At 66.6% G+C, this 23,468-nt stretch carries 22 protein-coding genes and 1 pseudogene; 14 read left to right on the top strand and 9 right to left on the bottom strand.

Features of this window, described 5'->3' with window-relative positions; genetic code table 11:
* From CFB41_RS19030 to CFB41_RS19020, 3 genes are all read right to left on the bottom strand, one after another.
* Entirely contained in the window at nt 1-1,191 is a 1,191-nt protein-coding gene (locus CFB41_RS19030; protein ID WP_089457501.1) for an MFS transporter, read from the bottom strand.
* Between the two features lie 106 nt (nt 1,192-1,297).
* Nucleotides 1,298-2,755, bottom strand: a complete 1,458-nt coding sequence (locus CFB41_RS19025; protein WP_089457500.1) for an FAD-binding oxidoreductase — start codon at nt 2,753-2,755, stop codon at nt 1,298-1,300.
* Nucleotides 2,756-2,840: 85 nt separating this feature from the next.
* Entirely contained in the window at nt 2,841-3,185 is a 345-nt protein-coding gene (locus tag CFB41_RS19020) for a cupin domain-containing protein (RefSeq protein ID WP_089457499.1), read from the bottom strand.
* 198 nt (nt 3,186-3,383) lie between these two features.
* Here CFB41_RS19020 and CFB41_RS19015 point away from each other — a divergent pair, with 198 nt between their 5' ends.
* The 3 genes from CFB41_RS19015 to CFB41_RS19005 all read left to right on the top strand — a co-directional run bounded on the left by CFB41_RS19015 (nt 3,384) and on the right by CFB41_RS19005 (nt 6,889).
* A complete protein-coding gene (locus CFB41_RS19015) occupies nt 3,384-4,268 on the top strand; it encodes a helix-turn-helix transcriptional regulator (protein ID WP_089457498.1) in 885 nt (294 codons plus the stop codon).
* Between the two features lie 166 nt (nt 4,269-4,434).
* Nucleotides 4,435-5,385, top strand: a complete 951-nt coding sequence (speB, locus tag CFB41_RS19010) for an agmatinase (protein ID WP_089457497.1) — start codon at nt 4,435-4,437, stop codon at nt 5,383-5,385.
* 22 nt (nt 5,386-5,407) lie between these two features.
* A complete protein-coding gene (locus CFB41_RS19005) occupies nt 5,408-6,889 on the top strand; it encodes an aldehyde dehydrogenase family protein (protein ID WP_089458918.1) in 1,482 nt (493 codons plus the stop codon).
* Nucleotides 6,890-7,039: 150 nt separating this feature from the next.
* Here CFB41_RS19005 and CFB41_RS19000 read toward each other — a convergent pair whose 3' ends face one another.
* Complete coding sequence (locus tag CFB41_RS19000; protein WP_373558625.1) at nt 7,040-7,966, bottom strand: patatin-like phospholipase family protein; 927 nt, start codon at nt 7,964-7,966, stop codon at nt 7,040-7,042.
* Between the two features lie 452 nt (nt 7,967-8,418).
* On the opposite strand from CFB41_RS19000, the gene motA reads away from it, so the two are divergent.
* The 3 genes from motA to CFB41_RS18985 all read left to right on the top strand — a co-directional run bounded on the left by motA (nt 8,419) and on the right by CFB41_RS18985 (nt 11,993).
* Nucleotides 8,419-9,288, top strand: a complete 870-nt coding sequence (gene motA / locus CFB41_RS18995) for a flagellar motor stator protein MotA (RefSeq protein ID WP_089457495.1) — start codon at nt 8,419-8,421, stop codon at nt 9,286-9,288.
* Between the two features lie 10 nt (nt 9,289-9,298).
* Nucleotides 9,299-10,246, top strand: a complete 948-nt coding sequence (gene motB, locus CFB41_RS18990) for a flagellar motor protein MotB (protein ID WP_089457494.1) — start codon at nt 9,299-9,301, stop codon at nt 10,244-10,246.
* Nucleotides 10,247-10,646: 400 nt separating this feature from the next.
* Complete coding sequence (locus tag CFB41_RS18985) at nt 10,647-11,993, top strand: DUF2325 domain-containing protein (protein WP_089458917.1); 1,347 nt, start codon at nt 10,647-10,649, stop codon at nt 11,991-11,993.
* Between the two features lie 109 nt (nt 11,994-12,102).
* On the opposite strand, the gene CFB41_RS18980 is transcribed toward CFB41_RS18985, so the two are convergent.
* Complete coding sequence (locus CFB41_RS18980; RefSeq protein ID WP_223274264.1) at nt 12,103-12,468, bottom strand: winged helix-turn-helix domain-containing protein; 366 nt, start codon at nt 12,466-12,468, stop codon at nt 12,103-12,105.
* A 229-nt stretch (nt 12,469-12,697) separates the two neighbouring features.
* Nucleotides 12,698-13,312 (bottom strand): TetR/AcrR family transcriptional regulator, encoded by a 615-nt coding sequence (locus CFB41_RS18975; protein WP_089457493.1) that lies wholly within the window; start codon nt 13,310-13,312, stop codon nt 12,698-12,700.
* Nucleotides 13,313-13,436: 124 nt separating this feature from the next.
* Here CFB41_RS18975 and CFB41_RS18970 point away from each other — a divergent pair, with 124 nt between their 5' ends.
* On the top strand, nt 13,437-14,411 hold the full coding sequence (locus tag CFB41_RS18970; protein ID WP_089457492.1) for an SDR family NAD(P)-dependent oxidoreductase: 975 nt from the start codon (nt 13,437-13,439) through the stop codon (nt 14,409-14,411).
* Between the two features lie 273 nt (nt 14,412-14,684).
* Here the strand turns inward: CFB41_RS18970 and CFB41_RS18965 are convergent, their stop codons facing one another.
* Nucleotides 14,685-15,452, bottom strand: coding sequence for a DeoR/GlpR family DNA-binding transcription regulator (locus CFB41_RS18965; protein WP_089457491.1), 768 nt, complete (start codon nt 15,450-15,452; stop codon nt 14,685-14,687).
* A 326-nt stretch (nt 15,453-15,778) separates the two neighbouring features.
* On the opposite strand from CFB41_RS18965, the gene CFB41_RS18960 reads away from it, so the two are divergent.
* The 4 genes from CFB41_RS18960 to CFB41_RS18945 all read left to right on the top strand — a co-directional run bounded on the left by CFB41_RS18960 (nt 15,779) and on the right by CFB41_RS18945 (nt 20,229).
* A complete protein-coding gene (locus tag CFB41_RS18960; protein WP_089457490.1) occupies nt 15,779-16,723 on the top strand; it encodes a choline ABC transporter substrate-binding protein in 945 nt (314 codons plus the stop codon).
* 23 nt (nt 16,724-16,746) lie between these two features.
* Entirely contained in the window at nt 16,747-17,427 is a 681-nt protein-coding gene (locus tag CFB41_RS18955) for an HAD family phosphatase (RefSeq protein WP_089457489.1), read from the top strand.
* 169 nt (nt 17,428-17,596) lie between these two features.
* A complete protein-coding gene (locus tag CFB41_RS38695) occupies nt 17,597-17,734 on the top strand; it encodes a hypothetical protein (RefSeq protein ID WP_256941086.1) in 138 nt (45 codons plus the stop codon).
* 44 nt (nt 17,735-17,778) lie between these two features.
* Complete coding sequence (locus CFB41_RS18945) at nt 17,779-20,229, top strand: phosphocholine-specific phospholipase C (protein WP_089457487.1); 2,451 nt, start codon at nt 17,779-17,781, stop codon at nt 20,227-20,229.
* A 102-nt stretch (nt 20,230-20,331) separates the two neighbouring features.
* Here CFB41_RS18945 and CFB41_RS38690 read toward each other — a convergent pair.
* Nucleotides 20,332-20,643: pseudogene (locus tag CFB41_RS38690) on the bottom strand (hypothetical protein); the annotation flags it as partial.
* Nucleotides 20,644-21,022: 379 nt separating this feature from the next.
* Between CFB41_RS38690 and CFB41_RS18935 the strand changes: the two are divergent.
* Nucleotides 21,023-21,613, top strand: a complete 591-nt coding sequence (locus CFB41_RS18935; protein ID WP_089457486.1) for a GNAT family N-acetyltransferase — start codon at nt 21,023-21,025, stop codon at nt 21,611-21,613.
* Nucleotides 21,614-21,653: 40 nt separating this feature from the next.
* Here CFB41_RS18935 and tam read toward each other — a convergent pair whose 3' ends face one another.
* A complete protein-coding gene (tam, locus tag CFB41_RS18930; RefSeq protein ID WP_089457485.1) occupies nt 21,654-22,439 on the bottom strand; it encodes a trans-aconitate 2-methyltransferase in 786 nt (261 codons plus the stop codon).
* Here tam and CFB41_RS38685 point away from each other — a divergent pair.
* Nucleotides 22,438-22,560, top strand: a complete 123-nt coding sequence (locus CFB41_RS38685; RefSeq protein WP_256941085.1) for a hypothetical protein — start codon at nt 22,438-22,440, stop codon at nt 22,558-22,560. The genes tam and CFB41_RS38685 overlap by 2 nt on opposite strands.
* A gap of 16 nt (nt 22,561-22,576) precedes the next feature.
* Nucleotides 22,577-23,467, top strand: coding sequence for a LysR family transcriptional regulator (locus tag CFB41_RS18925; protein WP_089457484.1), 891 nt, complete (start codon nt 22,577-22,579; stop codon nt 23,465-23,467).
* The last annotated feature ends 1 nt before the right edge of the window (nt 23,468 follow it).

Here is a 23,468-nt window from a genome sequence, read left to right as displayed (position 1 = left end):
TCATTCAGATGCCACTGCGAGCGCGCGCTCCATGCCGAACACGGCCGGCCGCAGCCGCCGGTAGCAGAGGAACGCCACCGCGCACAGCACGATCGCCGCGATCAGCGCCGACTGCGTGCCCGCGCGCTCGATCAGCGATCCGCCCGCGACCGAGCCGACGCCATAACCGAGCGCGACGCAGCCCGGCGACAACGCGGCCGACTTGCCAACCAGGTCGTACTGCGGAATCGTCGCGTAGATCAGCAGCGCGCCGCCGGTCCAGCAGCCGATGAAAACGATCGCGCCGAGCGCGAACGTCGCGGCCGAGGCCGGCAGCGCGAGCAGCACGGCCGCGACCGCGCACCCGCCGAGGTTCACCAGCGCCCAGCGGCGCAGGCCCGCGCCCGCGCCGAGCTTCGGCATCGCCGCGCAAATCACCAGGCTCGCGATGTTCGCGGCGCCGAGCACGAGCGACACCGACTGGCCGCTCAGGCCGGCCGCGGTGCCGATCTTCTCGAGGAAGGTCCACACGACACCGACGCCGCCGTACAGCGCGAGCTGCGCGCACAGCACGAGCATCGCGCCCTTGCGGTCGATGCGGCCGGCCACGCCTTCCGGTGCCGGTGCGGCCAGCGTCTCGCCGCGGCGAAACAGCGGCGTCGCGAGCACGAACACGCCGAGCACGCACGCGACGAAGCCGAACACGCCGTGCGCGCCCCAGGTGTCGCTCAGCATCGGGAAGATGGTCGCGAGCAGCACCATGCTCCACGCCACCTGCCCCATCAGCATGATCCCGAGATTGCGTTCCGGCGCGCGCGAATACGACAGGTAGCGCAGCGCGATGCCGTTCAGCCCGCCCGAGCCGACGCCCGCGATGAACTGCAACGCCGAATACGCCACCAGCCCGTGTGTCGCGAGCGTGCCGAGGTTCGCGCCGGCCGCGAGCGTCACCGCGCCCGCGAGCACCCACCGCACCGGCTGGCGGCCGAGCACGAACGCGACGAGCAGCGTGCCCGTCGATTCGCCGAGCACCTCGATGAAGCTCGACAGCCCGAGCGCCGCTTCGCCGAATCCCCAATGACGCTCGACCTGCCCGACGATCGCGGGCAGGCCGAGGAAGACCGTCGGCCCGAGCACGCCGAGCAGCAGCATCACGACGACGAACAGCGCGCTTTCCTGTCGCGCTTCATCCTGCAGGTTGACTACATTCATCTGGTGTCTCTCTCCGTGTCCGCGGCGCGGACCGTGTCCTCTGGGGATCGTTTTTTGTTGTACCGCCATGCCAGGGCGCCCCGGCGTGGGGCCGCCCCGTCGTCGTTTACATCGGGAAACCCATCGCCTTGATGCCGCTGATCCACGCGCGCTTCCAGCCGCCTTCCGCATCCGCGCCGTCGAACGCATGGAACGTGATCTTCGCGGCGACCCAGCGCACCGGCTCGGGCGGGATGTAGCTCGGGCTCTGGTTCGCGATGTCGAGCTTGCGCTCGGGGCTGTCGCGATCGAACAGGATGTTCAGCCCCATGAACGCGCCGAACCGGCTCGCCGCGACGCCGAAGCCCGTATAGCCGGCGACGAACACAGCCTTGTCGCCGAGATAGCGCTTCGCGAACACCGAGCCGCGCGAGCAGTAGTCGATCGGGCCGCCCCACGCGTGCGAGAAGCGCACGTCGCTCAGTTGCGGGAACGTGCGGTAGAACGCTTCCGCAAGCCGGTAATACGTTTCGCGCTGGCCGTCCTGGTGCGGTTCCGGGTCGCCGTCGAAGTGATAGCTCACCAGCCCGCCGAAGATGATGTTGTTGTCCTTCGTCAGCCGGAAATAGTTGAGCTGCGTGCGCGTGTCGTACACGCCCTGGCGATTCTTCCAGCCGATGCGCGCGAGCTGCTCGTCGGTGAGCGGTTCGGTCGCGAGCACGTGGTCGCGCACCTGCATCACGCGGCGGTTGATGTCGGGAATCCCGACCTTCGCGGTGCCGCTGCCGAACACCACGCGCGGCGCGCGCACGCTGCCCTTCGGCGTCGTCACGAACACCGTGCTGCCTTCGTCGCTCACGGTCACGAGCGGCGTGTGCTCGTAGAGCTTCACGCCGAGCTGCAGCGCCGCGCGCTTCAGCCCCCACGCGAGCTTCGCCGGATGCACGATGCCGCTGCGGTTGCGCGACCACAATGCCCCTGCGAACAGCGGCGAATTCAGTTGTTCGAGCGTTTCCTCGCGGTTCAGCAGCACGACGTTGTGGCCGTACTCGCGATGCAGGTCGTAGTCGCCCTTCAGGTGCGCGATGTGCTCGGGATCGACCGCGACCGTCATCTCGCCGTTCCACTCGATGTCGGCGTCGATGTCGTAGCGCTTCAACGTGTCCTCGAAGCCGTCGAGGTTGTGATGGCCGAATGCCTCGAGCTGCGCGATGTCGTTCGGGAACACGCGCACCGCATTCGGCAGCCCGTGCATCACCGACGTCGAGATGATCCCGCCCGCGCGGCCCGATGCGCCGTGCGCCACCTTGCCGGCCTCGATCAGCACCACGTTCAGGTGCGGCATCTGTTCTTTCGCCTGCACGGCCGCCCACAGCCCCGTGAAGCCGCCGCCGACGATCAGCAGGTCGGCCGTCGCGTCGCCAACGAGTTCCGGCTCGGCGGCCGGCGCCGCCGGGTTGTCGAGCCAGTACGGGAACAGCTTCGTATTCGCGAGCGCCGCCTCGACGCCCAGTGCGACCGGCGCGCCACGCATTGCGTGCGCCTGCTCCGGTGCAGTCTCTCTTGTCTTGACTTCCATTTCCATGATCCCAGCCATCACACGCGAAAAACGAAACCGCCGCCGGGCGCGCGTCACACGGACGACGACACCGCGGCGGCGGTTTCGGACATCACGACTGCTCGAGCAGCACGTAGAACTTCTTCGCGTCCTCGATCGTCTCCCAGCGGCCCGCGAAGCCGGCCGGCAGCAGGTAGCCCTGGCCCGGCGTGAATTCCTTGCGGTTGCCTTCGACGTCGGTCAGCGCGATCCGGCCCTCGACGAGCCACACGGCTTCGTCGGCCGCGGTTTCCGGAAACTCGACCGAGCCGACCTTGCCTTCCCACCAGCCGACGATGTAGTTGCCGCTCTTGCCCTCCGCCGCGCGCCAGTCGCTTTCGTCCATGCCGAAGTCGAGCTTCGTGAATTCGCCGATGCCTGCGCCGAGCGGCAGGATGTCCTTGATCAGTTTGGTCATGTGAATCTTTCGTCTCTTGATTGAAAAAAGCAGAGACAAAGTTACTCATTTACACTGCCCCGGTATGCCCCCCTCCGGGGGGGACAAACGGTGTTTTCCGGGGCGAACGGGTCGGCAGGACAACCGACGGTGTTTCCCCCTAATGACGTTTTTCGTTGTGACCGCTACAATCGCGCCGCCTTTCACCCGGGGAACCGCATGCTGCTCAACGTGAACCCCTTCCACCGCGACAACGACCGTTTCAACGTGTCGTTCAAGGCGCTGGGCGAGCTGATCGAGACGGTCGGCACGCCGCACTTCGTGCCGCGCCTCACGCAACTGCTCAATGAAGTCGTGCCGCTCGACGTCGCGCACGTCGAGCGCTCGCGCGTCGACGGCTCGATGCCCACCGGCTATCGATGCGAATGGATCGGCAGCAGCGGCATCGATACCGAATCCACCGAAATCTCCGACGTGATGACGCTCTACTACGAGCGCTTTCTCGACAGCGACCCGCTGTTCGCGGGGCTGCGCGGCAAGACGGGCACGATGCTGGTGGTGCGCGACATCGCGGCGATCCCGCCCGGCGAATTCCGCCAGCGGCTGTTCGACGACGTGCATATCGGGCACGAATGCGTGCTCGCGCGCGGCACGCGCTATTCGCAGCATTCGATCGCGCTGGAGCGCGGCCGCGACCGGCCGCCGTTCACGCTCGCCGAGATGAACCGCTTTCGCAGCATCAGCGACATGCTGTTCCCGTTGCTCGAACTGCATGCGTCGACCACGGCCGTGCGGCGCGTCGCGCACCCGACGCCCGACGTCCATCCGCTCGCGCAGTTCGATGCGCGCATCGCCGCTGACGGCGTGAAGCTGTCGAAGCGCGAATACGAAACCTGCAAGCACCTGCTCTCCGGCAAGACCGTGCCGGAGACGGCCGAGATCCTCGGCGTGCGGGTCGCGTCGGCCGAGTCGTACGTGAAGCGCGCATTCGCGAAGCTCGGCGTGCGCACGAAGCGCGAACTCGCCGCGTGGGGTTCGGCCACCACCGCGTTCCCTTCCGCCGGCACACACGACGGCACCGCGTCGCCCGGGATCTCGCGCTGACACACCCGGCCGCGCCGCGCGGCGGCGTTCGGTTGCGCCGCGTCGATGCGGCGGCGCCACTTGCATCGAAGCCCGTCGATGTAAACGTTGCGACTTCAAAATCTTCGCGCGCGTGTTCTCCTCTACCATCGGCCGATCGCTTGACCTCAAATAAAGGAGACGGCCCATGCCCCGCGAACTGAATCAACCGATGGGCGGCAACGAAATGCCGCGCTTTGGCGGCATCGCCACGATGATGCGGCTGCCGCAAGCCGCGACGACCGACGGCCTCGACGCGTGCTTCGTCGGCGTGCCGCTCGACCTCGGCACGTCGAACCGCTCGGGCTCGCGCTTCGGCCCGCGCCAGATCCGCACCGAATCCGTGCTGCTGCGCCCGTACAACATGGCCACGCGCGCGGCGCCGTTCGATTCGCTGCAGGTGGCCGACATCGGCGACGTCGCGACCAACCCGTACGACCTGAAGGACTCGGTGCGCCGCATCGAGGAGGCGTACGACGAGATCGTCGCGAACGGCTGCCGGCCGATCACGCTCGGCGGCGACCACACGATCGCGTGGCCGATCCTACGCGCGCTGCATAAAAAGTACGGCAAGGTCGCCGTCGTGCACGTCGACGCGCACGCTGACGTGAACGACACGATGTTCGGCGAGAAGATCGCGCACGGCACGCCGTTCCGCCGCGCGGTCGAAGACGGGCTGCTGCAATGCGACAAGGTCACGCAGATCGGCCTGCGCGGCACCGGCTACCACGCGGACGATTTCGACTGGTGCCGCCAGCAGGGCTTCACCGTCGTGCAGGCGGAAGAGTGCTGGAACAAGTCGCTCGCGCCGCTGATGGCGCAGGTGCGCGAACGCGTCGGCGACACGCCGGTCTACCTGAGCTTCGACATCGACGGCCTCGATCCGTCGTTCGCGCCCGGCACCGGCACGCCCGAAATCGGCGGCCTCACCGTGCAGCAGGGCCTCGAAATCGTGCGCGGGATGAAGGGCCTGAACATCGTCGGAGCGGATCTCGTCGAAGTCGCGCCGCCGTACGATCCGACCGGCACCACCGCGCTCACCGGCGCGAACCTCGCGTTCGAGATGCTCTGCGTGATGCCGGGCGTCGCCTACCGCTAACCCGACCGACAGGATGACCTTCATGTCCCCCGCCGAGCTTTCCCGTTCCACCGCCACGTTCGTGCTGCCCGCGGCGCACATCGCCGGCCAGCCCGTGCGCACGCCTGCCGACGCACCCGGCGCGCCGATCTTCGACGCATCGACCGGTGCCGCGATCGGCTGGCAGGCATTCGCGACGACTGCGCACGTCGACGCCGCGGTGCGCGCCGCGCGCGACGCGTTCGCCGGCTGGCGCGATACGCCGCCGGCGGCACGCGGCCGGATTCTCGCGACGATCGCCGAACGCGTCGAAGCGTCCCGCGATCGCCTGGCCGCGCTGCAGATGCAGGTGAGCGGCAAGCCGCCGTTCGAAGCCGACGCCGATGTCGGCGATGTCGCCGCGACGTTCGCGTATTACGCGAAGCTGTGCGAGGACCCGGCGCTGTTCGCGGCCGAACCGGTCGCACTGCCGAGCGACGCCGTCACCGCCGAGCGCTTCTACGATGCCGTCGGCGTCGCCGCGCTCGTCATGCCGTGGAACTTCCCGATGGTCACGACCGCATGGAAGCTCGCGCCCGCGCTCGCCGCCGGCTGCGCGGTCGTGCTGAAGCCGTCCGAACTCACGTCGCCGACCGAACATGCACTGCTCGACATCGTCGCCGAAGCCGGTGTGCCGGCCGGCGTGGTCAACGTCGTGAACGGCGGCGCCGAGGTCGGCGCGGCGCTGACCGCGCATCCGCTGATCGACAAGATCTCGTTTACCGGCAGCACCGCGGCCGGCCGCAAGGTCATGCAGGCCGCCGCCGTCGACATGAAGCGCGTGACGCTCGAACTCGGCGGCAAGTCGTCGCTGATCGTGCGCGACGACGCCGACCTCGACGTCGCGGTGTCGCTCGCGGTCGCGGGCGCCTTCACGAACGCGGGCCAGATGTGCTCGGCCACCGCGCGCATCCTCGTGCACGACAGCGTGTACCGCAGCTTCATGGCCGCGTTCGAGACCGCCGTGCGCGCGCTCGTCGTCGCGCCGCCGGCCGCGGAACAGGTCGCGATGGGGCCGCTGATCTCGGCCGCGCAGCGTACGCGCGTCGAAGCGATGCTCCAGCAAGGCATCGAGGCGGGCGCACGCATCGCCTTCAGCGGCCGCGTGGCGGATGCCGGCGGCGACGGCTTTTTCATGGCGCCCGTCGTGATCGCCGAGCCGGCGGCCGACAACCCGCTGTGGACCGACGAAATATTCGGCCCCGTCGCGTGCGTGAAATCGTTCCGCACCGACGACGAAGCAATCGCGCTCGCGAACGACACGCGCTACGGGCTCGTCGCGACCGTCGTCACACGCGATGCGGCCGTCGCGAAGCAATTCCAGCAGCGCGTGCGCGCGGGGCTCGTGTGGATCAACGCGCCGCAGCTCATCTACCCGCACGTGTGCTGGGGCGGGTTCGGGCTCAGCGGAATCGGGCGCGAACTCGGCGTGGCAGGGCTGCGCAGCTATCAGGAACTGCGCCACGCGATGCGCGCGATCGACTGACGACGACTGACCAGTGGGGCCTTCCAGGCCGTTGTCGGCACCGTGTCTCGTGGCACGGTGCCGCTTTTTTACCGATTTCCGGAAAGAGGCTCGGACAGCCCGGCAACCGGCGTTCGTCGGTCCTGCGTTTGCATGGCATGCGAGCCGCCGTCAATGCGACAACGCCGCGGCGTGATCGTGCTCGCGCAACTGACCAGGAATCGCACACGCCGCGAGCCCGCCCTCCTCGATCCACACGCGTGTGCGTTCCGCTGCCTGGTCGATCAGTTGCGCGCACTGCGAGTAGTCATAGGACGACACCTCGAGCGGACAGAGCGGCGGCACGACATGAATTTGCGCGCGTGCCCCGTATAGCTCCAGATCGCGCACCAGTTGCCGCGCGATCACGAGCGTCAGCGCGTGCGTCGCATGCGCGATCGGGCTGCGCGGCGGGACGCGCAACGCACAGGCGAAGCCGGCCGGCAGCACGACGATCCGCTTGGCGCCGAGCGCGATCGCAACCGAGATCGGCGTATTGTTCGCGACGCCGCCGTCGACGAGTTCCACCCCGTCGATGCTGACCGACGGAAACACACCGGGAATCGCCGCGCTGGCCTGCACCGCATCCACGACCGAGCCGGCCGACAGCACGACTTCGCGGCCGCTCAGCACGTCGGTCGCGACGATATGGAGCGGCAACGCGGCCTGCTCGATCCGGCGATACGGCAGGTTCTTTTCCAGCAACAGGCGCAGCGCATCGGCCTCGACCAGATGCGGCCGGTTGCGCAGCAGCATCGCGATGAGGCTGCGCATCGAGAACGGCATCACGTCCTGGCGGCGGATCCTGCACCACAGCGCTTCAAGCATCGCGACGCCGTCCGCATCCGGCCGGCCGGCGAAATAGGCGGCGTTGATCGCGCCCGCCGACGCGCCGATCACGCAATCGGGCCGTTCGCCGCTCGCGACCAGCTCGCGGAGCATGCCGACCTCGATCGCACCGAGACTGCCGCCGCCGGCGAACACGAAGGCGGTCGAGGGAATGGAATCGGACGTCACGGTGCGCCCTCCTGCGGTTGGCGGCGACGGTGGATTCGCCATGATGGATCGTGCGACGCTCCGGATGTCCTGATGAAAACCCTGCCGGCAGGCGGCCCCGGCCGGCCGCCCGACGATGCGCGCCACGCGTCGCGTACCCCGCGATCCCGGCATCCCGCGATGAACCTATTTTGGGGACAGGGACGTGATCCGCCGCCGTGTTTCCCGGGGGCGCTTCGCTATGGAAATTCACGCGATGGTCGCGCGCTTTTTGACTTCGATCAAGAAAATCGTTCGCATCGGCACCCGCAAACGTGTGCCGGGCGTGAATCCCGCGCGATACGTGGAATCACGGGTTCAGTCGTCCATACGATCGCCGTTATTGCATCCACACCCGCCGGCTGACGTCGCCTTACAGAGACCCGACGCCGTCGCGGACATGGAGCGGAACAACCGGACGTCCCGCTCGCTTTTCGACAACGGATGCAGCAGCGCAAGTCGCGGACGAGGTAATCATGTTTGTAGCCATCGGGTGGATCGTCGTCATCGGGTCGGTGATCGGCAGTTTCGTCGGCGTGGGCGGGCACGTGCCGGCCCTGCTTCAACCGTTCGAACTCCTGTGCATTTTCGGCGCGGCGCTCGGTGCGTTCGTCGTCAGCAATCCGGTCACGACGCTGAAGAAGACGCTCAAGAGCCTGCCCACCTGTTTCAAGGGCGGCGGCTACACGAAGCAGCAATACGTCGAACTGATCGCACTGCTGTACGAGCTGCTGCAGAAGGCGCGCAAGGACGGCATGATGGCGCTCGAGGCCGACGTCGATGCGCCCGAGCAAAGCCCGCTGTTCCAGAAGTATTCGCACGTGCTGGAAGATCACCACCTGCTCGACTTCATCGTCGACTATCTGCGGATGATGTCGGGCGGCAACGTGAACGTGCTGGAGATGCAGGACCTGATGGACGAGGAACTGCATACGCATCACGCGGAGGCATCGGTCGCGGCCAATGCGATCCAGAAGATGGCGGACGGCCTGCCGGCGTTCGGCATCGTCGCCGCGGTGATGGGAGTCGTGCATACGATGGGCTCGGTCGGCGCGCCGCCCGCCGTGCTCGGCAAGATGATCGCCGGCGCGCTCGTCGGCACCTTCCTCGGCATCCTGCTCGCGTATGGCTTCGTCGGTCCGCTCGCGGATCTGCTCAATGCGAAGGGCCGCGCGGCGGCCAAGCCGTTCCACTGCGTGAAGGCCGTGCTGCTTGCGTCGATGAGCGGCTACGCACCGGCGGTGGCGGTGGAATTCGGCCGCAAGGTGCTGTTCACCGCCGATCGTCCGAGCTTCAAGGAGCTCGACGAGGCCGTGCGCGCGACGAAGTCGCCCAAGGCCGCGTAACGGGGGCGCCATGGCTGACAGTCGCTCCAATCCGCCGAAACAGGCACCGCTCGTCGTCGTGCGCCGCAGGAAAGGCGACGACCACGACGCCCACCACGGTGGCGCGTGGAAAATCGCGTACGCCGATTTCGTCACGGCGATGATGGCGTTCTTCCTGCTGATGTGGCTGCTGGGCTCGGTGTCCAAGTACGACAAGCAGGGGATCGAGGACTACTTCAACACGCCACTGTCGACCCTTCTCTCCGGCGGGAAGGACGGGCAGGCGCCGCGTCCGAGCGTCTTGCAAGGGGGCGGCCGCGACATGACGAACCCGGCGCCGGCGATCGACGCCCAGGCGCAACCGGTGCCGGCCAGCTCGCCCGCGGCACTCGCCGGCGTCGTCGATACGCAAAAGCTCGAACGCCTGAAGGCGAAGCTGACCACGGCGATCGCACACAGCCCGTCGTTGCGCGCGTACCAGGACCAGATCCGGATCGCGATCACCAACGAGGGCCTGCGCATCGAGATCGTCGATTCGCTCAAGCGCCCGATGTTCGCGTCGGGCAGTGCGCAACCCGAAGGCTATGCCACCGCGATCCTCTCCCAGATCGGGACGACACTCGACGATGTCGAAAACCGCGTGTCGATCGCGGGGCATACCGACTCGACGCCGTATTCCGGCGGCTCTACCGGCTATTCGAACTGGGAGCTCTCCAGCGATCGCGCGAACGCCGCGCGGCGCGCGCTGGTCGCGGGCGGGTTGCGGGAGGAGAAGCTGCTCCAGGTGCGCGGGCTGGCGGATGTCCTGCCACTCGACAAGAACGTGGCGGACGAGCCGACCAATCGCCGCATCAGCATCCTCGTGATGAACAATGCCGCCGAGCAGGCGTTCTTTCACGACGGTGGCCGAGCGACCGTGGACGAGACGGCGGGCGCGCGGGCTGTCGCCCTGCCGGCGGCGACGACGCGGCAGCATTAGGCGCATTGACATTCACAACTTCGAGCCGGATGCGTGCGGCCACGCGCGCCGTCTCGAGCGCACACGCGACGACGTGTTCTCCGACTCGTTCAGCACCGATCCGGCCGCGATGCGCGACGCGGTCGCCGCGCTGGCGCGCGTCGACGTGCTGTTCGTCGGACTGTGCGTCGAGCACGTGATGGCGCGTCATGCGCCGGCAGCGCGCCCCGTTTCGCCCGAGGCCGCCGCCCCGGCCCCCGCCGCACTGCCGCTCACCGACCATTCAACCGCGCGCTGCCGACCGCGCCACACCGCGTTACCCCGTGATTTCCCCGGAATTTCGTGCGTTATATTCCGTGGTATATTTCGCCAATCTTTCGCGCATCCGTCTCCGGCCCGACCCTGCCGGACAGAGGTCAACATGCACGCTCCGCCCTTTCGCCTGTCCCGCACGGCGGATCTCTCGTCGCCCGGCGGTAATCTGCCCGCGGCAACCGGCACGCGGATCGACGCATGCTGCGCGCCGTCGAGCGCGCAACTGACCGAGCTGAAGCGCCGCACGCGCCTGTCCGAACTCGATGCGAACCTGCACTGCTCGATCATCGGCACCTGCCTGACCACGCACGAACTGCGCAAGCTCGTGCCCAAATTCACCGACCTCGATCGCCGGCACGCAACCGATCTGGAGATTCATCACGCGGCCGTCGAACTCGCCATCGACGGCGCGGCCGGCGCGAAGGCGTTGCACAAGGCGCTCGACGAGCGCTACGCCGGTGCGATCCGCGCGTTCGACAGCGCACAGGATGCGGACGAACTCCTCGCACGCTGGAAGGAAGCGCTGAAGAGCGGCGACCTTCCGCCCGCGTACTGGGCGCTGATGACGCATCCGCGCACGACGATGGGCGTGCGCCAGGCCGCGTTCGGCGACCTGCACATGCTGTCGCACCTGGTCGGCGCGGCCAATCGCGCCGATATCCGGCGGCTGGTCGCGCTGGAGGAAGAGAATGCGGCGCTGCACGCGACGATCGAACGGCAGCAGGTGCGCCTGCACGAAATGGGCGTGCAGCGCGACGCGGCGCGGCAGGAACTCGATGCCCTTGCCGCGCGCCGGAACGCGCAGCCGTTGGCGGCGGAAAGCGCCTTGCGTGACGAAGTCCACGCACTGCGCGAAGCACTGGCCGCGCGCGACGAGCGGCTCGCGCTGCACACGAGCCGCCGCGAGGCGGCCGAGCAACGGATCGCCGCGGAACAGGCGAGCGCCCGCGCGATGCGCGCGCGGCTCGACGAACTGATGGCGATGGTGAAGACGCTGCGCGCCGAAGCGAGCGCGATCGAGCAGGCGGTGCAGGCGTCCGCGAACGATCCGGCCGAACGCGCAGCCGATCCGCTGTCGATCCTTCAAGGTACGCGTCTGGTGTATGTCGGCGGGCGCCCGGGTTCGAATCGCGCGATCAAGCGGATCGTCGAAACGGCGGGTGGCGAGGTGACGCTGCACGACGGCGGCATCGAGGATCGCAAGGGCCTGCTGGCCGCTGCGCTACCGGGCGCGCGGATGGTCGTGTTCCCGGTCGACTGTATCGACCACGATTCGATGAACCTGCTCAAGCGCATCTGCGAACGCCATCACATCGCGTATTACCCGCTGCGGACGGCGAGCGTCGCGAGTTTCGTCGAGCTGATCGGGCGGCTCGATGCGCAGGCGCGCGATGTGTCGGCACCGGATGCCGCCTCGGGCGACGCGTCGCGTTTCTGCCTGCGGCACGGTTGAGGCCTGGTGCGTATCGCGGCAGGCGTCGCGCGCTGCCCTTCAGCACGTCGGTGAAAGCCCGTCGTCAGCCTGAAGCGGCCCCGCGGGAACACACACGTTCAGCCCACCCTCAACGCCGCACCATTTTCGTGAGCGCGGCGATGTCGTCGGCGCAGGCCGCGTAAGCACGCGCCTCGATCCCGCGATAAAGCCGGATGATCTCCTCGCCGACCGGCGTGAGCACGCTGCCGCCGCCGCTCTGCCCGCCATGTTCGGACACCGTCGCCGGCGATTTCAGCGAGCGGTTCAGTTCGTCCATCAGCAACCACGCGCGCCGGTACGACATCTTCAGGCTGCGCGCCGCCGCCGAAATCGAACCGTGCTCGCGCACGGCTTCGAGCAGCGCGACCTTGCCCGGCCCGAGCGCGATCGTGTCGGCCTGCTGGATACGCATCCTGAACCGCACCTCAGGCTTGGGGTGTGCCGGTTTCTTCATGTTGTCCTGCCCTTTGAACGATGCGGGCAAGCATACACGATGGCCGGTGCGGCACGCGCCGGTTCAGATCTCCAGCGCGTGCGCGACGACGCCGGCCAGCCGCTTCACGTGGCGCTTGGAGTCGATTGACCACGTCGCCACTTTGTTCATCAGACGACGAAACGCCCGGATCCCCCGCTCATGTCAGTTGTCGCGGTCATTTCTCGATGAATTTTTGTCCAATAACTCGTTAGACGCGTCGCGGCAGGAGCACCAGGTCGGCCGCTTCCTCGGCATCTTTGAGGAGCATCTTGCGCGGCACGCCTAGCTGCGCACGCATGGTTAGCCCACGCGCTAAATCCGTGACTTGGGTTGCGCGCGCGGCGACGGGAAAGTCAGGTGGGATTTCTCCCGCGCCGATTGCGTCCCGGAAACGACCTTCCACCAGCGCGGCGCCACCAGCGGCCGCGTTCTGCAGGAACTGCCGGACCTCAGGGTCGTCCACAAGCGGCGCGACGCAAATCAGAAGGCAGCCACGGGCGGACCCTTTCTCGGTCGCACTTTCGACGGCGTACCTCAGAAAGCCCGTAATCGAGTCGCGAAGACTCAGTGGTGAGAGGAGTGCCTTCGCGGCCGATGCGCCTTTCCGTTCCGCGTACGCCTTGAGGACCCGCAAGAATATCGCCCGCTTGTCCCCAAAGACGGCATAGAGGCTCGGCCGTCCCACACCCATCCCGGCGACGAGATCGTCAATCGTCACTCCGTCGTAGCCTTTCGACCAGAACACCTGAGTTGCCTTTTCCAGCGCCCCTGCCTCGTCGAAGCTGCGCGGTCGGCCCCTCGGCCTGGCAGTATTTTGAATCATTTGGTTCAAAACTCCTTGACACTCGTCAGCGCACGAATATATAACTGAATAGTTCTAAATTAGCAAGTCGTCCGTGGCCTCGCGACTTGACCTTCCTCCTTTCCCCTTTGCCACTGAGTCGCTCATGGAACATTCGATCGTGCTCGTCACCGGTGCCACCTCCGGGCTCGGTTATGCGGCTGCCCGCACACTTGCCGGAGAGGGCTGGCGCGAGATCATCGTCACTGGCCGCAGCCTGGCTCGAGCCCAGGAAACGGCCGCTCAACTCGCAACGGAAACAAAAAGGCAGGTCTTCACGCCACTGGAACTGGAGTTGGACAAGCCGGCCAGCGTCCAGTCCGCGCTCGCCGAACTCGTCAAGCGAGGCCGGCCGATCGATTTCCTGCTGCTCAATGCAGGGATGGTTCCTGGCAAGGTGCGCGTGATCACTGCGGAGGGGGTCGAGGCTTCTCAGGCCCCGCTCATCGGTCATCATCAATTGACTGTCGGGTTGCTCCGCGCCAACCTGCTGAGCCTCAACGCGCGAATTGTCATCACCAGCGCGGAGCCTGCCCGGGGGGGCGTACCGATGTTCAAATACACCGACGTGGACGCACTCGCTGCCCAATATCACCGGGGCGACCTGACCGCTGCCATGGAAGCCCTGATTCGCAACGGGCCGAACGTGAAGTACGTGCCCAACAATGCGTATGCCGACGCGAAGCTCTTCGTCGCTTGGTGGGTCGCCGCGCTGGCGCGGCGGCTACCCTCCGGCATGGCCGTGTACGCTGTCTCCCCGGGTGCGGCGACTGCGACCAACGTTTCGCGACAAGCCAGCCTGGCCGTGAAGTATCTGTTTATCCCGATCGCGAACCTCATTCCCGGCATGAATCAAACGCCGGAGACGGCAGCGGGCCGGTATATCCAGGCCTCGAAGTTCGGAACCGAGGTCTCAGGGCAATTCTTCGCCTCCGCTCAAGGGAAGTTCTCAGGCCCAATTGAGGCGCAGCGACACCCGCACCTCGTCGATGGCGCGAATCAAGAAGCGGCGTGGCAGGCCGTCGTCAACGTCTCCGGCGTCAACTGGCCGTACGCGGAATCCTTACGCGCGCTGTCCTGAAGGCGCGCCGGTCGCGACGAAATGGTCGCAGTTGCCAGAATCAGCGGGCGATTGCGTCGTGACATGATCGCTCACGACGCCACACGGCATTTTGAAATCAATAGTAGTGCAAAGTAGCCGAGTATCGGCAACGTACCCCTGGCCCTCTCAAGGAGAACGCATATGAACCGGAATGTCTCGGCGAATCTATTGCGCCGCTAAAAAGCGCGCCGACAGAATGTGCGCCGCATGCGCGGCATAACGGCCACCGATCGTGCCGCGCAGCGCGTGGCGCTACGCCAGCACGATGCGCTTGATGACTTTCTTGAGGCCCTTGAAGCTGTCGACCGATTCCGCCTTCGCATCCGTCACCAGCGCGCCGATCCGCGCCGGCTCGCAGAAGCTGATCCGGCTGTTCGTGCCGAGCTTGCTGAAATCGGCCAGGATCGCGACGTCCGCCGCGTTGCTGACCATCGCGCGCGCCACTTCGGTTTCCATCCGGTCGTAGTTGGTCGCACCGCGCACGGCATCGACGCCCACCGGCGACAGCAGCGCGAGATCGGCGCGGTAGCGGAAGATCTCGGCGACCGTGCCGTCGCCGACGGTCGCGGCCGCGCGGCTGCCGATCATCCCGCCGAGCAGGATCGTTTCGTTCCTCGCCTGCGCCGGGTCGCTCGACCGCATCTTCAGCGCGACGTCGATCGAGTTCGTGACGATCGTGAGGCCCGACAGCTTCGCCAGTTCCTCGGCCAGCAGCGTCGTGGTCGTGCCCGCGTCGATGAACAGCGTCTGCGAGCCCGTGACCAGCCTGGCCGCTGCTCGGGCAATCGCCTGCTTCGCCTTCACGTGCGTCTGCGCGCGCTCGGCGATCGGCGCTTCGTCGCCCACCTGCACCGCGCCGCCGTGTACCCGCTTCAATTCACCGAGCGCCTCGAGATCGACGAGATCGCGCCGCACGGTTTCCCGCGACACGTTCAGGTCGGCCATGATCCGGTCGGTGGAAACGCGCTGCATCTTCGATAACAGAAGCCGGATCCTCTGGTATCGCTCTTCTTGCCACATGGAATGTCCTTGGAATGAACGCCAATGTTATTCGAACGGCGGACTACGCTGCGCTTTCCTCCATCTCTTTGATGCCGACGAGGGTCTGCAGGGATTGACGGAACGTCTGGGCCGCCGCCCGATCCTTCCCGCCCTCGCCCACCCGTGGCCAACCTCGGCAACCGGCAAGTTGTATTTTTGTGCGATCTTGCGATTTTGTGCTTTCTAATATACGGTACGCAAAACTACAAAGCCAGACCCAGGTTCGCTTGTTTCATCCGATCAGCACGACCAATCGTCATACCATTTAGGCAGCACGATCCGGAACACTTGCTTAGGATACCCACATGATAAAGAACGCATGGATGCTGGCAGCCACGCTGCTGGCCGCGCTGGCCACGGCCCCCGCTCACGCGTCGGAAGGCGACGTCTGCAAGAAGGTGACGCTCGGCGATGTCGGCTGGAGCGACATCGCGGCCACCACCGGTGTCGCGATGATGCTGCTCGACGGGCTCGGCTACGAGGCGACCAAGACGATCGCGTCGCCGCCGATCGTGCTGGCCGGCGTGAAGAAGGCGCAGATCGATGCGTTCCTCGGCTATTGGGATCCGAGCATGACGCCCACGGTGAAGCCGTTCGTGGATGCCGGCGCCGTCCACCAGCTGCCGCAGCCGAACCTGGTCGGCGCGCGCTACACGCTGGCCGTGCCGCAATACGCGTCGGACAAGGGCCTCAAGCGTTTTGCCGACATTGCCAAATTCCGCGACCAGCTCGACGGCAAGATCTACGGGATCGGCGCCGGCAACAACGGCAACGCACTGGTCCAGCGGATGATCGACAAGAACGAGTTCGGGCTCGGCGGCTTCAAGCTGGTCGAATCGAGCGAGGCCGGGATGCTCGTGCAAGTGACGCGCGCGGTGCAGGAGCACCGGATGATCGTGTTCCTCGCGTGGGAGCCGCATCCGATGAACATCGACCTCAAGATCGCCTATCTCGACGGCGGCGACAGCGTATTCGGCCCGAACTACGGCTCCGCGAAGGTCTACACGCTCGTCACGCCCGGCTATCTCGAACGCTGCCCGAACGTCGGCCGGCTGCTGACCAACCTGAAGTTCACGACCGACGAAGAGAACCAGTTGATGGTGCCGATCATGAATCACGCCGATCCGGTCGCCGTGGCGAAGGAATGGGTGAAGAAGAACCCCGCCGTGCTGTCGAAGTGGCTCGACGGCGTCACGACCATCGACGGCAAGCGCGCGAAGGACGCGATCGAGAAGCGCATCGGCACATGACCCCGCAACACAAGGAACCCTCCATGCACAAGCATCTCGCGCTGTTCGACCTCGACCACACGCTGCTGCCGCTCGACAGCGACCAGGCCTGGAGCCGCTTCATCACGCGGGTCGGCTGGCGGGAAGACGACGCACACGTGGCGCTGATCGACGAGCACTACGCTCACTATGCGGCGGGCACGCTCGACATGGACGCGTATCTCGCCGTGACGCTCGCGCCACTCACCCGCTATCCGCGCAAGGTGCTCGAACGCTGGCATGCGCAGTTCATGGACGAGGTGATCCGCCCGGCGATCACGTCGCAGGCGCGCGAGCTGGTCGACCGGCATCGCGAGAACGGCGATCTCTGCTGCATCGTGACGGCGACCAACGTGTTCGTCACGCGGCCGATCGCGGCGGAATTCGGCATAGAGCACCTGCTCGGCATCGAGCTCGATACCGACGACGGCACGCCGGGCGGTACGTTCACCGGACGCAGCATGGGCGTGCCGAGCTTCCGCGAAGGCAAGATCGTGCGCACCACCGCGTGGCTGGCGTCACTCGGCTACACGCCGTCCGATTTCGAACGCACCTACTTCTACTCCGATTCGATCAACGACGTGCCGCTGCTGGACTACGTCACGCATCCGGTCGCCACCAATCCCGACTCGAAGCTGTTGCACGTGGCAGGCACGCGCGGGTGGCCTGTCATGAAGTTGTTCTGATTCGGGCGATATCCTCTGCTGTCCATTTTTCATGTCTGGAGGGGTAATGAAATACGGAGCACGCAGCAACAGTCTAGATCATTCAGGAATCCGACTCGAATCGGATCGAAAGCCTGCCATCAACTCGCGCCAGCCGGAAAACTGCTTTCCGCAATGGCGCGGCGTTTTCATGATCGCACTCCTGTGCACGCTGGCCGCTTGCGGCGACGGCGACTCGGGCACGGCAGCCAGCGTGGCGGCCGCGCATGCGGCCGCACCGGGCTCGGCGTCCACGCCCGTCCTGCACTGCGCGAGCGCGTGCCACTGACCGACGCCGGCCGCAAAGCCCGTCATCCAAGACAGAGAGCGATCATGCAAAACAAACCCACAACACGACGTCAATTCATCGCCGATGCGCTGAAGCTCGCCGGCGCCACCGCGATCACGGGCATGCTGCCCGAAAGCATCGCCCGCGCGCAGGCCATTCCGGCGGCCACCGTGACCGGCACGATCCAGGACGTGAAGCACGTCGTGATCCTGATGCAGGAAAACCGCTCGTTCGACCACTACCTCGGCACGCTGGGCGGTGCGCGAGGCTTCGGCGATCCGCGGCCGGTCGTGATTTCGAGCGGGTATCCGGTGTGGCGCCAGCCCTGGATGCTGTCCTACGTGTTCCCGTTCAACCCGTCCTCGCCCTCCGGCACGGCGAACGGCGACACCTATTACGGCGACCTCCCTCACGACTGGGGCACCACGCACAGCGCCTGGAACAACGGCCGCTACGACAACTGGACCGCCGCGAAGACCAGCGGCACGATGTACTACTTCACGCAGAACGACATTCCGTTCTACTACGCGCTCGCGAGCGCGTTCACGGTGTGCGACGCGTACCACTGCTCGATGCTCGGCCCGACGGACCCGAACCGTTTGTATCTGTGGACCGGGTGCTGCGGCAACGTCCCCGGCTATTCGCCGTACACGACCAACACGATGACGGGCACCGGCTGGACCACGATGCCGGAGCGCCTGAACACGGCGGGCGTCACGTGGAAGTTCTACCAGGACAAGGGCAACGGCCTGGATGCCGGCCATGGCTACGGCGAATACAACGGCTCGAAGAGCGATCTCTGGTGGAACGGCAATTACGGCGACAACGTCATCCTGAACTTCAAGCAGTACCAGAACCTTGGTGCGAGCGATCCGCTCGCGCCGGCGCTCAACGGCACGCAGATCGACCCGTCAGGCGGCGGCAAGGAATACGACACGAACCTCTTCAGCCAGCTGCGGGCCGACGTCGCCAACGGCACGCTGCCGCAGGTATCGTGGATCGCCGCCCCCTACGCCTACTCCGAACATCCGTCGTGGGCCGCGAGCGGCGGCGAATGGTACGTGAGCAACGTCCTCAATGCGCTGACGTCGAATCCGGCGGTATGGGCCAGCACCGTGCTGCTCGTCATGTACGACGAGAACGACGGGCTGTTCGATCACATGCCGCCGGCCGTCCCGGCCAGCGCCGCGGCCGGCACCGGGCAGTCGACGGTCTCGACGGCCGCCGAATTCGTCGCGAGCAGCGGCGCCGCATCGGACGGCTCGGCCAGCGGCGACGTGCCGATCGGGCTCGGCCCGCGCGTGCCGATGTTCGTGATTTCGCCGTGGTCGAAGGGCGGCAAGGTCAACTCGCAGGTGTTCGATCACACCTCGGTGATCCGCTTTCTGGAAGCGCGCTTCGGGCTGCAGGAAACCAACATCACGCCGTGGCGGCGCACGGTGTGCGGCGACCTGACGTCGGCTTTCGATTTCTCGAACGCGGACCAGACCGTGCCCGCGATCCAGCCGCCGGTGAGCAACATGAACCCGAACGGCCCGGCCGTCCTGATCCCCTATCCGACCACCACCGCGGTGCCGGCGCAGGCCACCGGCCGCAGCACGGCCTGCCGCCTGCCCTACGAGTTCTTCGTGCAAGGCAAGGTCGACCGCGCCGGCCGCGCGCTCGCGCTGACGATGACCAACACCGGCCCCGCGGGCGTGCACCTGCAGGCGTGGGTCGACGGCACGAGCACGATCCCCCGCCATTACACGATCGCGGCCGGCGCGAGCCCGTGCACGAACCTGTCGGATTCGCTCGCGCTGAACAGCGGCGGCGGCTACGACTACTCGGTCTACGGCCCGAACGGTTTCCTGCAGACGTTCCGCGGCAGCATCGGTTCGTCCGGCAACACGGGATCGACCGCCGAGATCAGCCTGTGCTACGACGTGGCGAACGGCAACGTGCAGATCACGCTCGACAACTCGGCGGGGACCAGCGCGACGACGTTCCAGCTCACCGACAACGCCTACGGGATGAACGCGCGGCAGTCGGTCACCGTCGCCGCCGGCGCGACGCAGGCCGTCACGTGGTACGGCGACGGCGGCTGGTATGACGCCAGCATCCGCGACGCGAACGATCCGAACTTCCTGCGCCGGGTGGCCGGCTGCGTGCAGACGCAATCCGGCACGCTGCTCACGGATTCGGCGATCGGCAATACCAGCAAGAAGTTCGTCGCGGCACTCGCGTCGCAGGGTTCGACGTTCGGCACGTTGCGGTTCGACTACGTCGCGCCGCCGTGGAGCCACAGCCCGAAGAACTGGGTGGGCATCTTTGCGCATGGCGCGCAGCCGACCAAGGGCAGCTACAAGTCGTGGGCGTACCTGCCGAAGAGCTGCGGCTCGCTGCTGTTCTCGTCCACGGCGAACAGTTCGCTGGCGTCGGGGCAGTACGATGCGTGGTTCCTGTTCGACGACGGCTACACGCCGCTCGCGGGCCCCGTCACGATCAACATCTGACGGGATGACCAGCCGGTGTCGGGCGCCCGCATGGGGCCGACACGCATTCGGGCGTGACGCACCCCGTCGCGCCCGAATGCTTTTTCAGCCACACGTTACGCGCTAGACGAGCGGATCCTCGTCGCACGCGCCGTACGGCTGTGTTGAACGTCGTAACTTGTGACGCGGGCCGATCCGCGTGACGAACGGCGTGTTCGCGCCCGCGTTGCCGATGAACGATCCCGACGAGCCGATCTCGGCCTGCACCGGCACCACGCGGCCGGTGATCGTGTTGCTGCCCGACGCCTTTCGGCAGGCCGCGCTCGCGTACACGTCCGTGCGCTTCGGCAGCGCATGGTCGACCGCGGCGTTGAACTAGCGCCACTTGCCATCGAAGCGACCGTCGAGCTTCGAGAACGTATCACCGAGACTGCCGTAGACAATGGTTCGGGTTCCTGTCGTCTTTCATCCAGATGCAACCGGCGACCATGCGGATCGGAGGCACGACACGCGACGGCCGTCATCGCAGCGATGCGAGCACGGCGCCACCGCCGAAATCCAGCATAATCAGGCGATTGAACGAGCGCCTCTGCCGGCGCACGAACCCCGCACACGTTTGCGCGGCCGTCCGGTTCGTCGCTTGACCGCATTCCGCCGGCACGGACGCAGCCGGTCTGTGCCGGTCTCACGCGCGGTAGATTGTGCGGGCACAAAAAATCGAAGCAGAAACACACTCGATGCGGCGCATATCATGGCGCCAGCAATCGCATCACGGACACCACCACGCATCCCGCAGAAGACAGGACACCGACACATGGACCGCGCCGAGCACATCAGCATCGAACAGACGAGCGGGCTGCCCGCCGACGAGCTGGACCGATGCGACTTCTCGTTCGACATCGCCTGGGAGTTGAACGCGCCGTATCAGGATTTGCTCGATCTGCGCGCGCTGCCTGCACGCCGCAAGAACTACGGGTTCGATCCGGCCGGCTGGGCGGACGAAGCCACCGGCAAGACGGCGCTCTTTCGTGCGACGGCCGGGGACCGGCTTGCCGGGTTCGTGGCCATCGGCCAGAGCTGGAACGGGATGGCGGAGATCGCGGAGCTGGCCGTCGACCGCCAATACCGGCGGCAAGGCATCGGGCAGTTGCTGCTGGCGACCGCCGAATCATGGGCGCGCGGCCACGGGTTCGGCTTCATGCGGCTGGAAACGCAGTCGAACAATGTCGCCGCGTGCAGCACGTATGCGCGCTCGGGCTTCGTGCTGGGCGGACACGATCGCCTGCTGTATGCGGACGACGAGAACGACGGCGAAGTGGCGCTGTTCTGGTACAAGGACCTGCACGACGGGCAGACCGCGCGGATCCGCACGGTCGACCCGGAATCGGTGCGGCCGGTGCGCTGACGCACGGCCGCCTGCGCGTCATGGCCGAATCCTTGCCGACTTACTTCCGCGTCGCGACGATGAACAGACGCGGGAACGGCAGCAGCACGGTGCCGTCGGCGAGCGCCGGATAGCCGCCCGGGCCGGCGAGCGCATCGCGATACTGCGCAAGAAACGCCGCGCGCTCGCCGTCGTCGAGCGCCGCGAGGAACGGCCGCAGCGCGCTGCCCTTGAACCACTCCACGACCGCGTCGGCGCCGCCGCGCAGCGGGTGGTAGTAAGTCGTGCGCCATACGTCCACCCGCGAGCACAGCGGCGACAGCAGCGCATGGTAGTAACGGGCATCGAACCGCTCGGTACGTGCCGCCCCCTTCAGCTTGTCCGCCCACGGCCCGGCCGCGGCGACCTCGCGCATCAGCCGGTGCGCGGGTTCGTCGAGGTTGTCCGGCATCTGCACCGCAAGATGGCCGCCCGGCGCGAGCCGGCCGACGAGTGCCGGAAACAGCGTGTCGTGCGCGGGTACCCATTGCAGCACCGCATTCGCGAGAATCAGGTCGTAGCCGCCCGGATCGTCCCAGGTGGAGATATCCACGACGTCGAAACGCAGGTCCGGCAGGCGCGTGCGCGCGGCGTCGATCATGTCCGCCGATGCATCGATCCCGTGGACCGTTGCATCCGGCGCGCGAGCGATCAGCGCCTCGGTCGAATTGCCGGGCCCGCAGCCGATGTCGATCGCGGTATGGATCGGCGTGTTCGGCACGGCGGCCAGCAGGTCGCGGATCGGCCGCGTGCGTTCGTCCTCGAATTGCACGTACTGGGCCGCGTATCGATCGAGTGGGGTCGTCATGTCGTTTCTCCTGGTCGGCGTGGACGGCCTTGGCTTCCATGCGGATGGGATGCCGGTGGCCGTCGATGCACCGCATTCTGCGATCGTCACCGAGTTCAGTAAAATGAATTTAATATCGTGATTGATTCAAATTTCTGATGAAGATCGATACGCTCGGTGTCCAGGCCTTCGTCGCCATCGCGGACGGCGGCAGCTTCCGGCAGGCGGCCGACACGCTGCACGTCACGCAGACAGCCATCACGCAGCGGCTGCGCAAGCTCGAAACCTTCCTCGGCGTCGCGCTCGTCGAGCGCACCACGCGCCGCACCACGCTCACCGAAATCGGCCGGCGTTTCCTGCCGCAAGCGCGCCGGTTGCTGAACGAACTGTCCGATGCACTCACCGAAATTCGCGAGACCGGCCTGAGCCAGCGCGGCGACGTGACGATCGCGTGCGTGCCGACGGTCGGCGTGCAATACCTGCCGCGTATCCTGCGCGCCTTCTCCGCGCACCGGCCGCACGATCGCGTGAAGATTCTCGATCATGCATCGGCGTCGGTACTGCAGGCCGTGCTGCATCGCGAGGCCGAGTTCGGCATCGGCATCGCGGGCGATCAGCATCCCGAACTGGTCAACGTGCCGCTGACGAGCGATCCGTACGTGCTGGTGTGCCGCGACGATCATCCGCTCGCGAAGCGGCGGCGCATTCGCTGGGCCGCACTGCAGCCGCATCCGCTGATCTTCGCCGGTGAAGTGAGCGGCAATCGCGGGCTGCTCGACGGCGCGCTGAAGACGAGCGGCGTATCGCTGCATTCGTTCTACGAAGTGCAGCGCAGCTCGACGGCGCTCGGGCTCGTCGCGGAAGGGCTCGGCGCGGCCGTGGTGCCGAAGCTCGCGATCCAGAAGAACGCGTATCCGATGATCCGCACGATCGAGCTCGTCGAGCCGGCGGTGTCGCGCACGCTCGTGCTCGTCACCCGCAAGAGCGCGCAATTGTCGCCGGCCGCGCGTGCGCTGTACGACATGATCGTCGAACAGGCGACACCCTGAC

This window comes from Burkholderia sp. AU33803, from assembly GCF_002223095.1.
Taxonomy (GTDB): Bacteria; Pseudomonadota; Gammaproteobacteria; order Burkholderiales; family Burkholderiaceae; genus Burkholderia.
This window is presented reverse-complemented; position numbering and strand designations above follow the sequence as displayed.

What these genes read in the sequence shown, in the direction of transcription:
- CFB41_RS18985 (WP_089458917.1), top strand. Translation starts at nt 10,647, where the DNA reads ATGCACGCTCCGCCCTTTCGCCTGTCCCGCACGGCGGATCTCTCGTCG.
- CFB41_RS18965 (WP_089457491.1), bottom strand. Translation starts at nt 15,452, where the DNA reads ATGTGGCAAGAAGAGCGATACCAGAGGATCCGGCTTCTGTTATCGAAG.
- CFB41_RS19025 (WP_089457500.1), bottom strand. Translation starts at nt 2,755, where the DNA reads ATGGAAATGGAAGTCAAGACAAGAGAGACTGCACCGGAGCAGGCGCAC.
- CFB41_RS19030 (WP_089457501.1), bottom strand. Translation starts at nt 1,191, where the DNA reads ATGAATGTAGTCAACCTGCAGGATGAAGCGCGACAGGAAAGCGCGCTG.
- CFB41_RS19000 (WP_373558625.1), bottom strand. Translation starts at nt 7,966, where the DNA reads ATGGCGAATCCACCGTCGCCGCCAACCGCAGGAGGGCGCACCGTGACG.
- CFB41_RS19005 (WP_089458918.1), top strand. Translation starts at nt 5,408, where the DNA reads ATGTCCCCCGCCGAGCTTTCCCGTTCCACCGCCACGTTCGTGCTGCCC.
- motB (WP_089457494.1), top strand. Translation starts at nt 9,299, where the DNA reads ATGGCTGACAGTCGCTCCAATCCGCCGAAACAGGCACCGCTCGTCGTC.
- CFB41_RS18975 (WP_089457493.1), bottom strand. Translation starts at nt 13,312, where the DNA reads ATGATTCAAAATACTGCCAGGCCGAGGGGCCGACCGCGCAGCTTCGAC.
- CFB41_RS18935 (WP_089457486.1), top strand. Translation starts at nt 21,023, where the DNA reads ATGGACCGCGCCGAGCACATCAGCATCGAACAGACGAGCGGGCTGCCC.
- CFB41_RS18945 (WP_089457487.1), top strand. Translation starts at nt 17,779, where the DNA reads ATGCAAAACAAACCCACAACACGACGTCAATTCATCGCCGATGCGCTG.
- CFB41_RS38695 (WP_256941086.1), top strand. Translation starts at nt 17,597, where the DNA reads ATGATCGCACTCCTGTGCACGCTGGCCGCTTGCGGCGACGGCGACTCG.
- CFB41_RS18925 (WP_089457484.1), top strand. Translation starts at nt 22,577, where the DNA reads ATGAAGATCGATACGCTCGGTGTCCAGGCCTTCGTCGCCATCGCGGAC.
- CFB41_RS18980 (WP_223274264.1), bottom strand. Translation starts at nt 12,468, where the DNA reads ATGAAGAAACCGGCACACCCCAAGCCTGAGGTGCGGTTCAGGATGCGT.
- tam (WP_089457485.1), bottom strand. Translation starts at nt 22,439, where the DNA reads ATGACGACCCCACTCGATCGATACGCGGCCCAGTACGTGCAATTCGAG.
- CFB41_RS18960 (WP_089457490.1), top strand. Translation starts at nt 15,779, where the DNA reads ATGATAAAGAACGCATGGATGCTGGCAGCCACGCTGCTGGCCGCGCTG.
- CFB41_RS38685 (WP_256941085.1), top strand. Translation starts at nt 22,438, where the DNA reads ATGTCGTTTCTCCTGGTCGGCGTGGACGGCCTTGGCTTCCATGCGGAT.
- CFB41_RS18955 (WP_089457489.1), top strand. Translation starts at nt 16,747, where the DNA reads ATGCACAAGCATCTCGCGCTGTTCGACCTCGACCACACGCTGCTGCCG.
- CFB41_RS19020 (WP_089457499.1), bottom strand. Translation starts at nt 3,185, where the DNA reads ATGACCAAACTGATCAAGGACATCCTGCCGCTCGGCGCAGGCATCGGC.
- motA (WP_089457495.1), top strand. Translation starts at nt 8,419, where the DNA reads ATGTTTGTAGCCATCGGGTGGATCGTCGTCATCGGGTCGGTGATCGGC.
- CFB41_RS19015 (WP_089457498.1), top strand. Translation starts at nt 3,384, where the DNA reads ATGCTGCTCAACGTGAACCCCTTCCACCGCGACAACGACCGTTTCAAC.
- speB (WP_089457497.1), top strand. Translation starts at nt 4,435, where the DNA reads ATGCCCCGCGAACTGAATCAACCGATGGGCGGCAACGAAATGCCGCGC.
- CFB41_RS18970 (WP_089457492.1), top strand. Translation starts at nt 13,437, where the DNA reads ATGGAACATTCGATCGTGCTCGTCACCGGTGCCACCTCCGGGCTCGGT.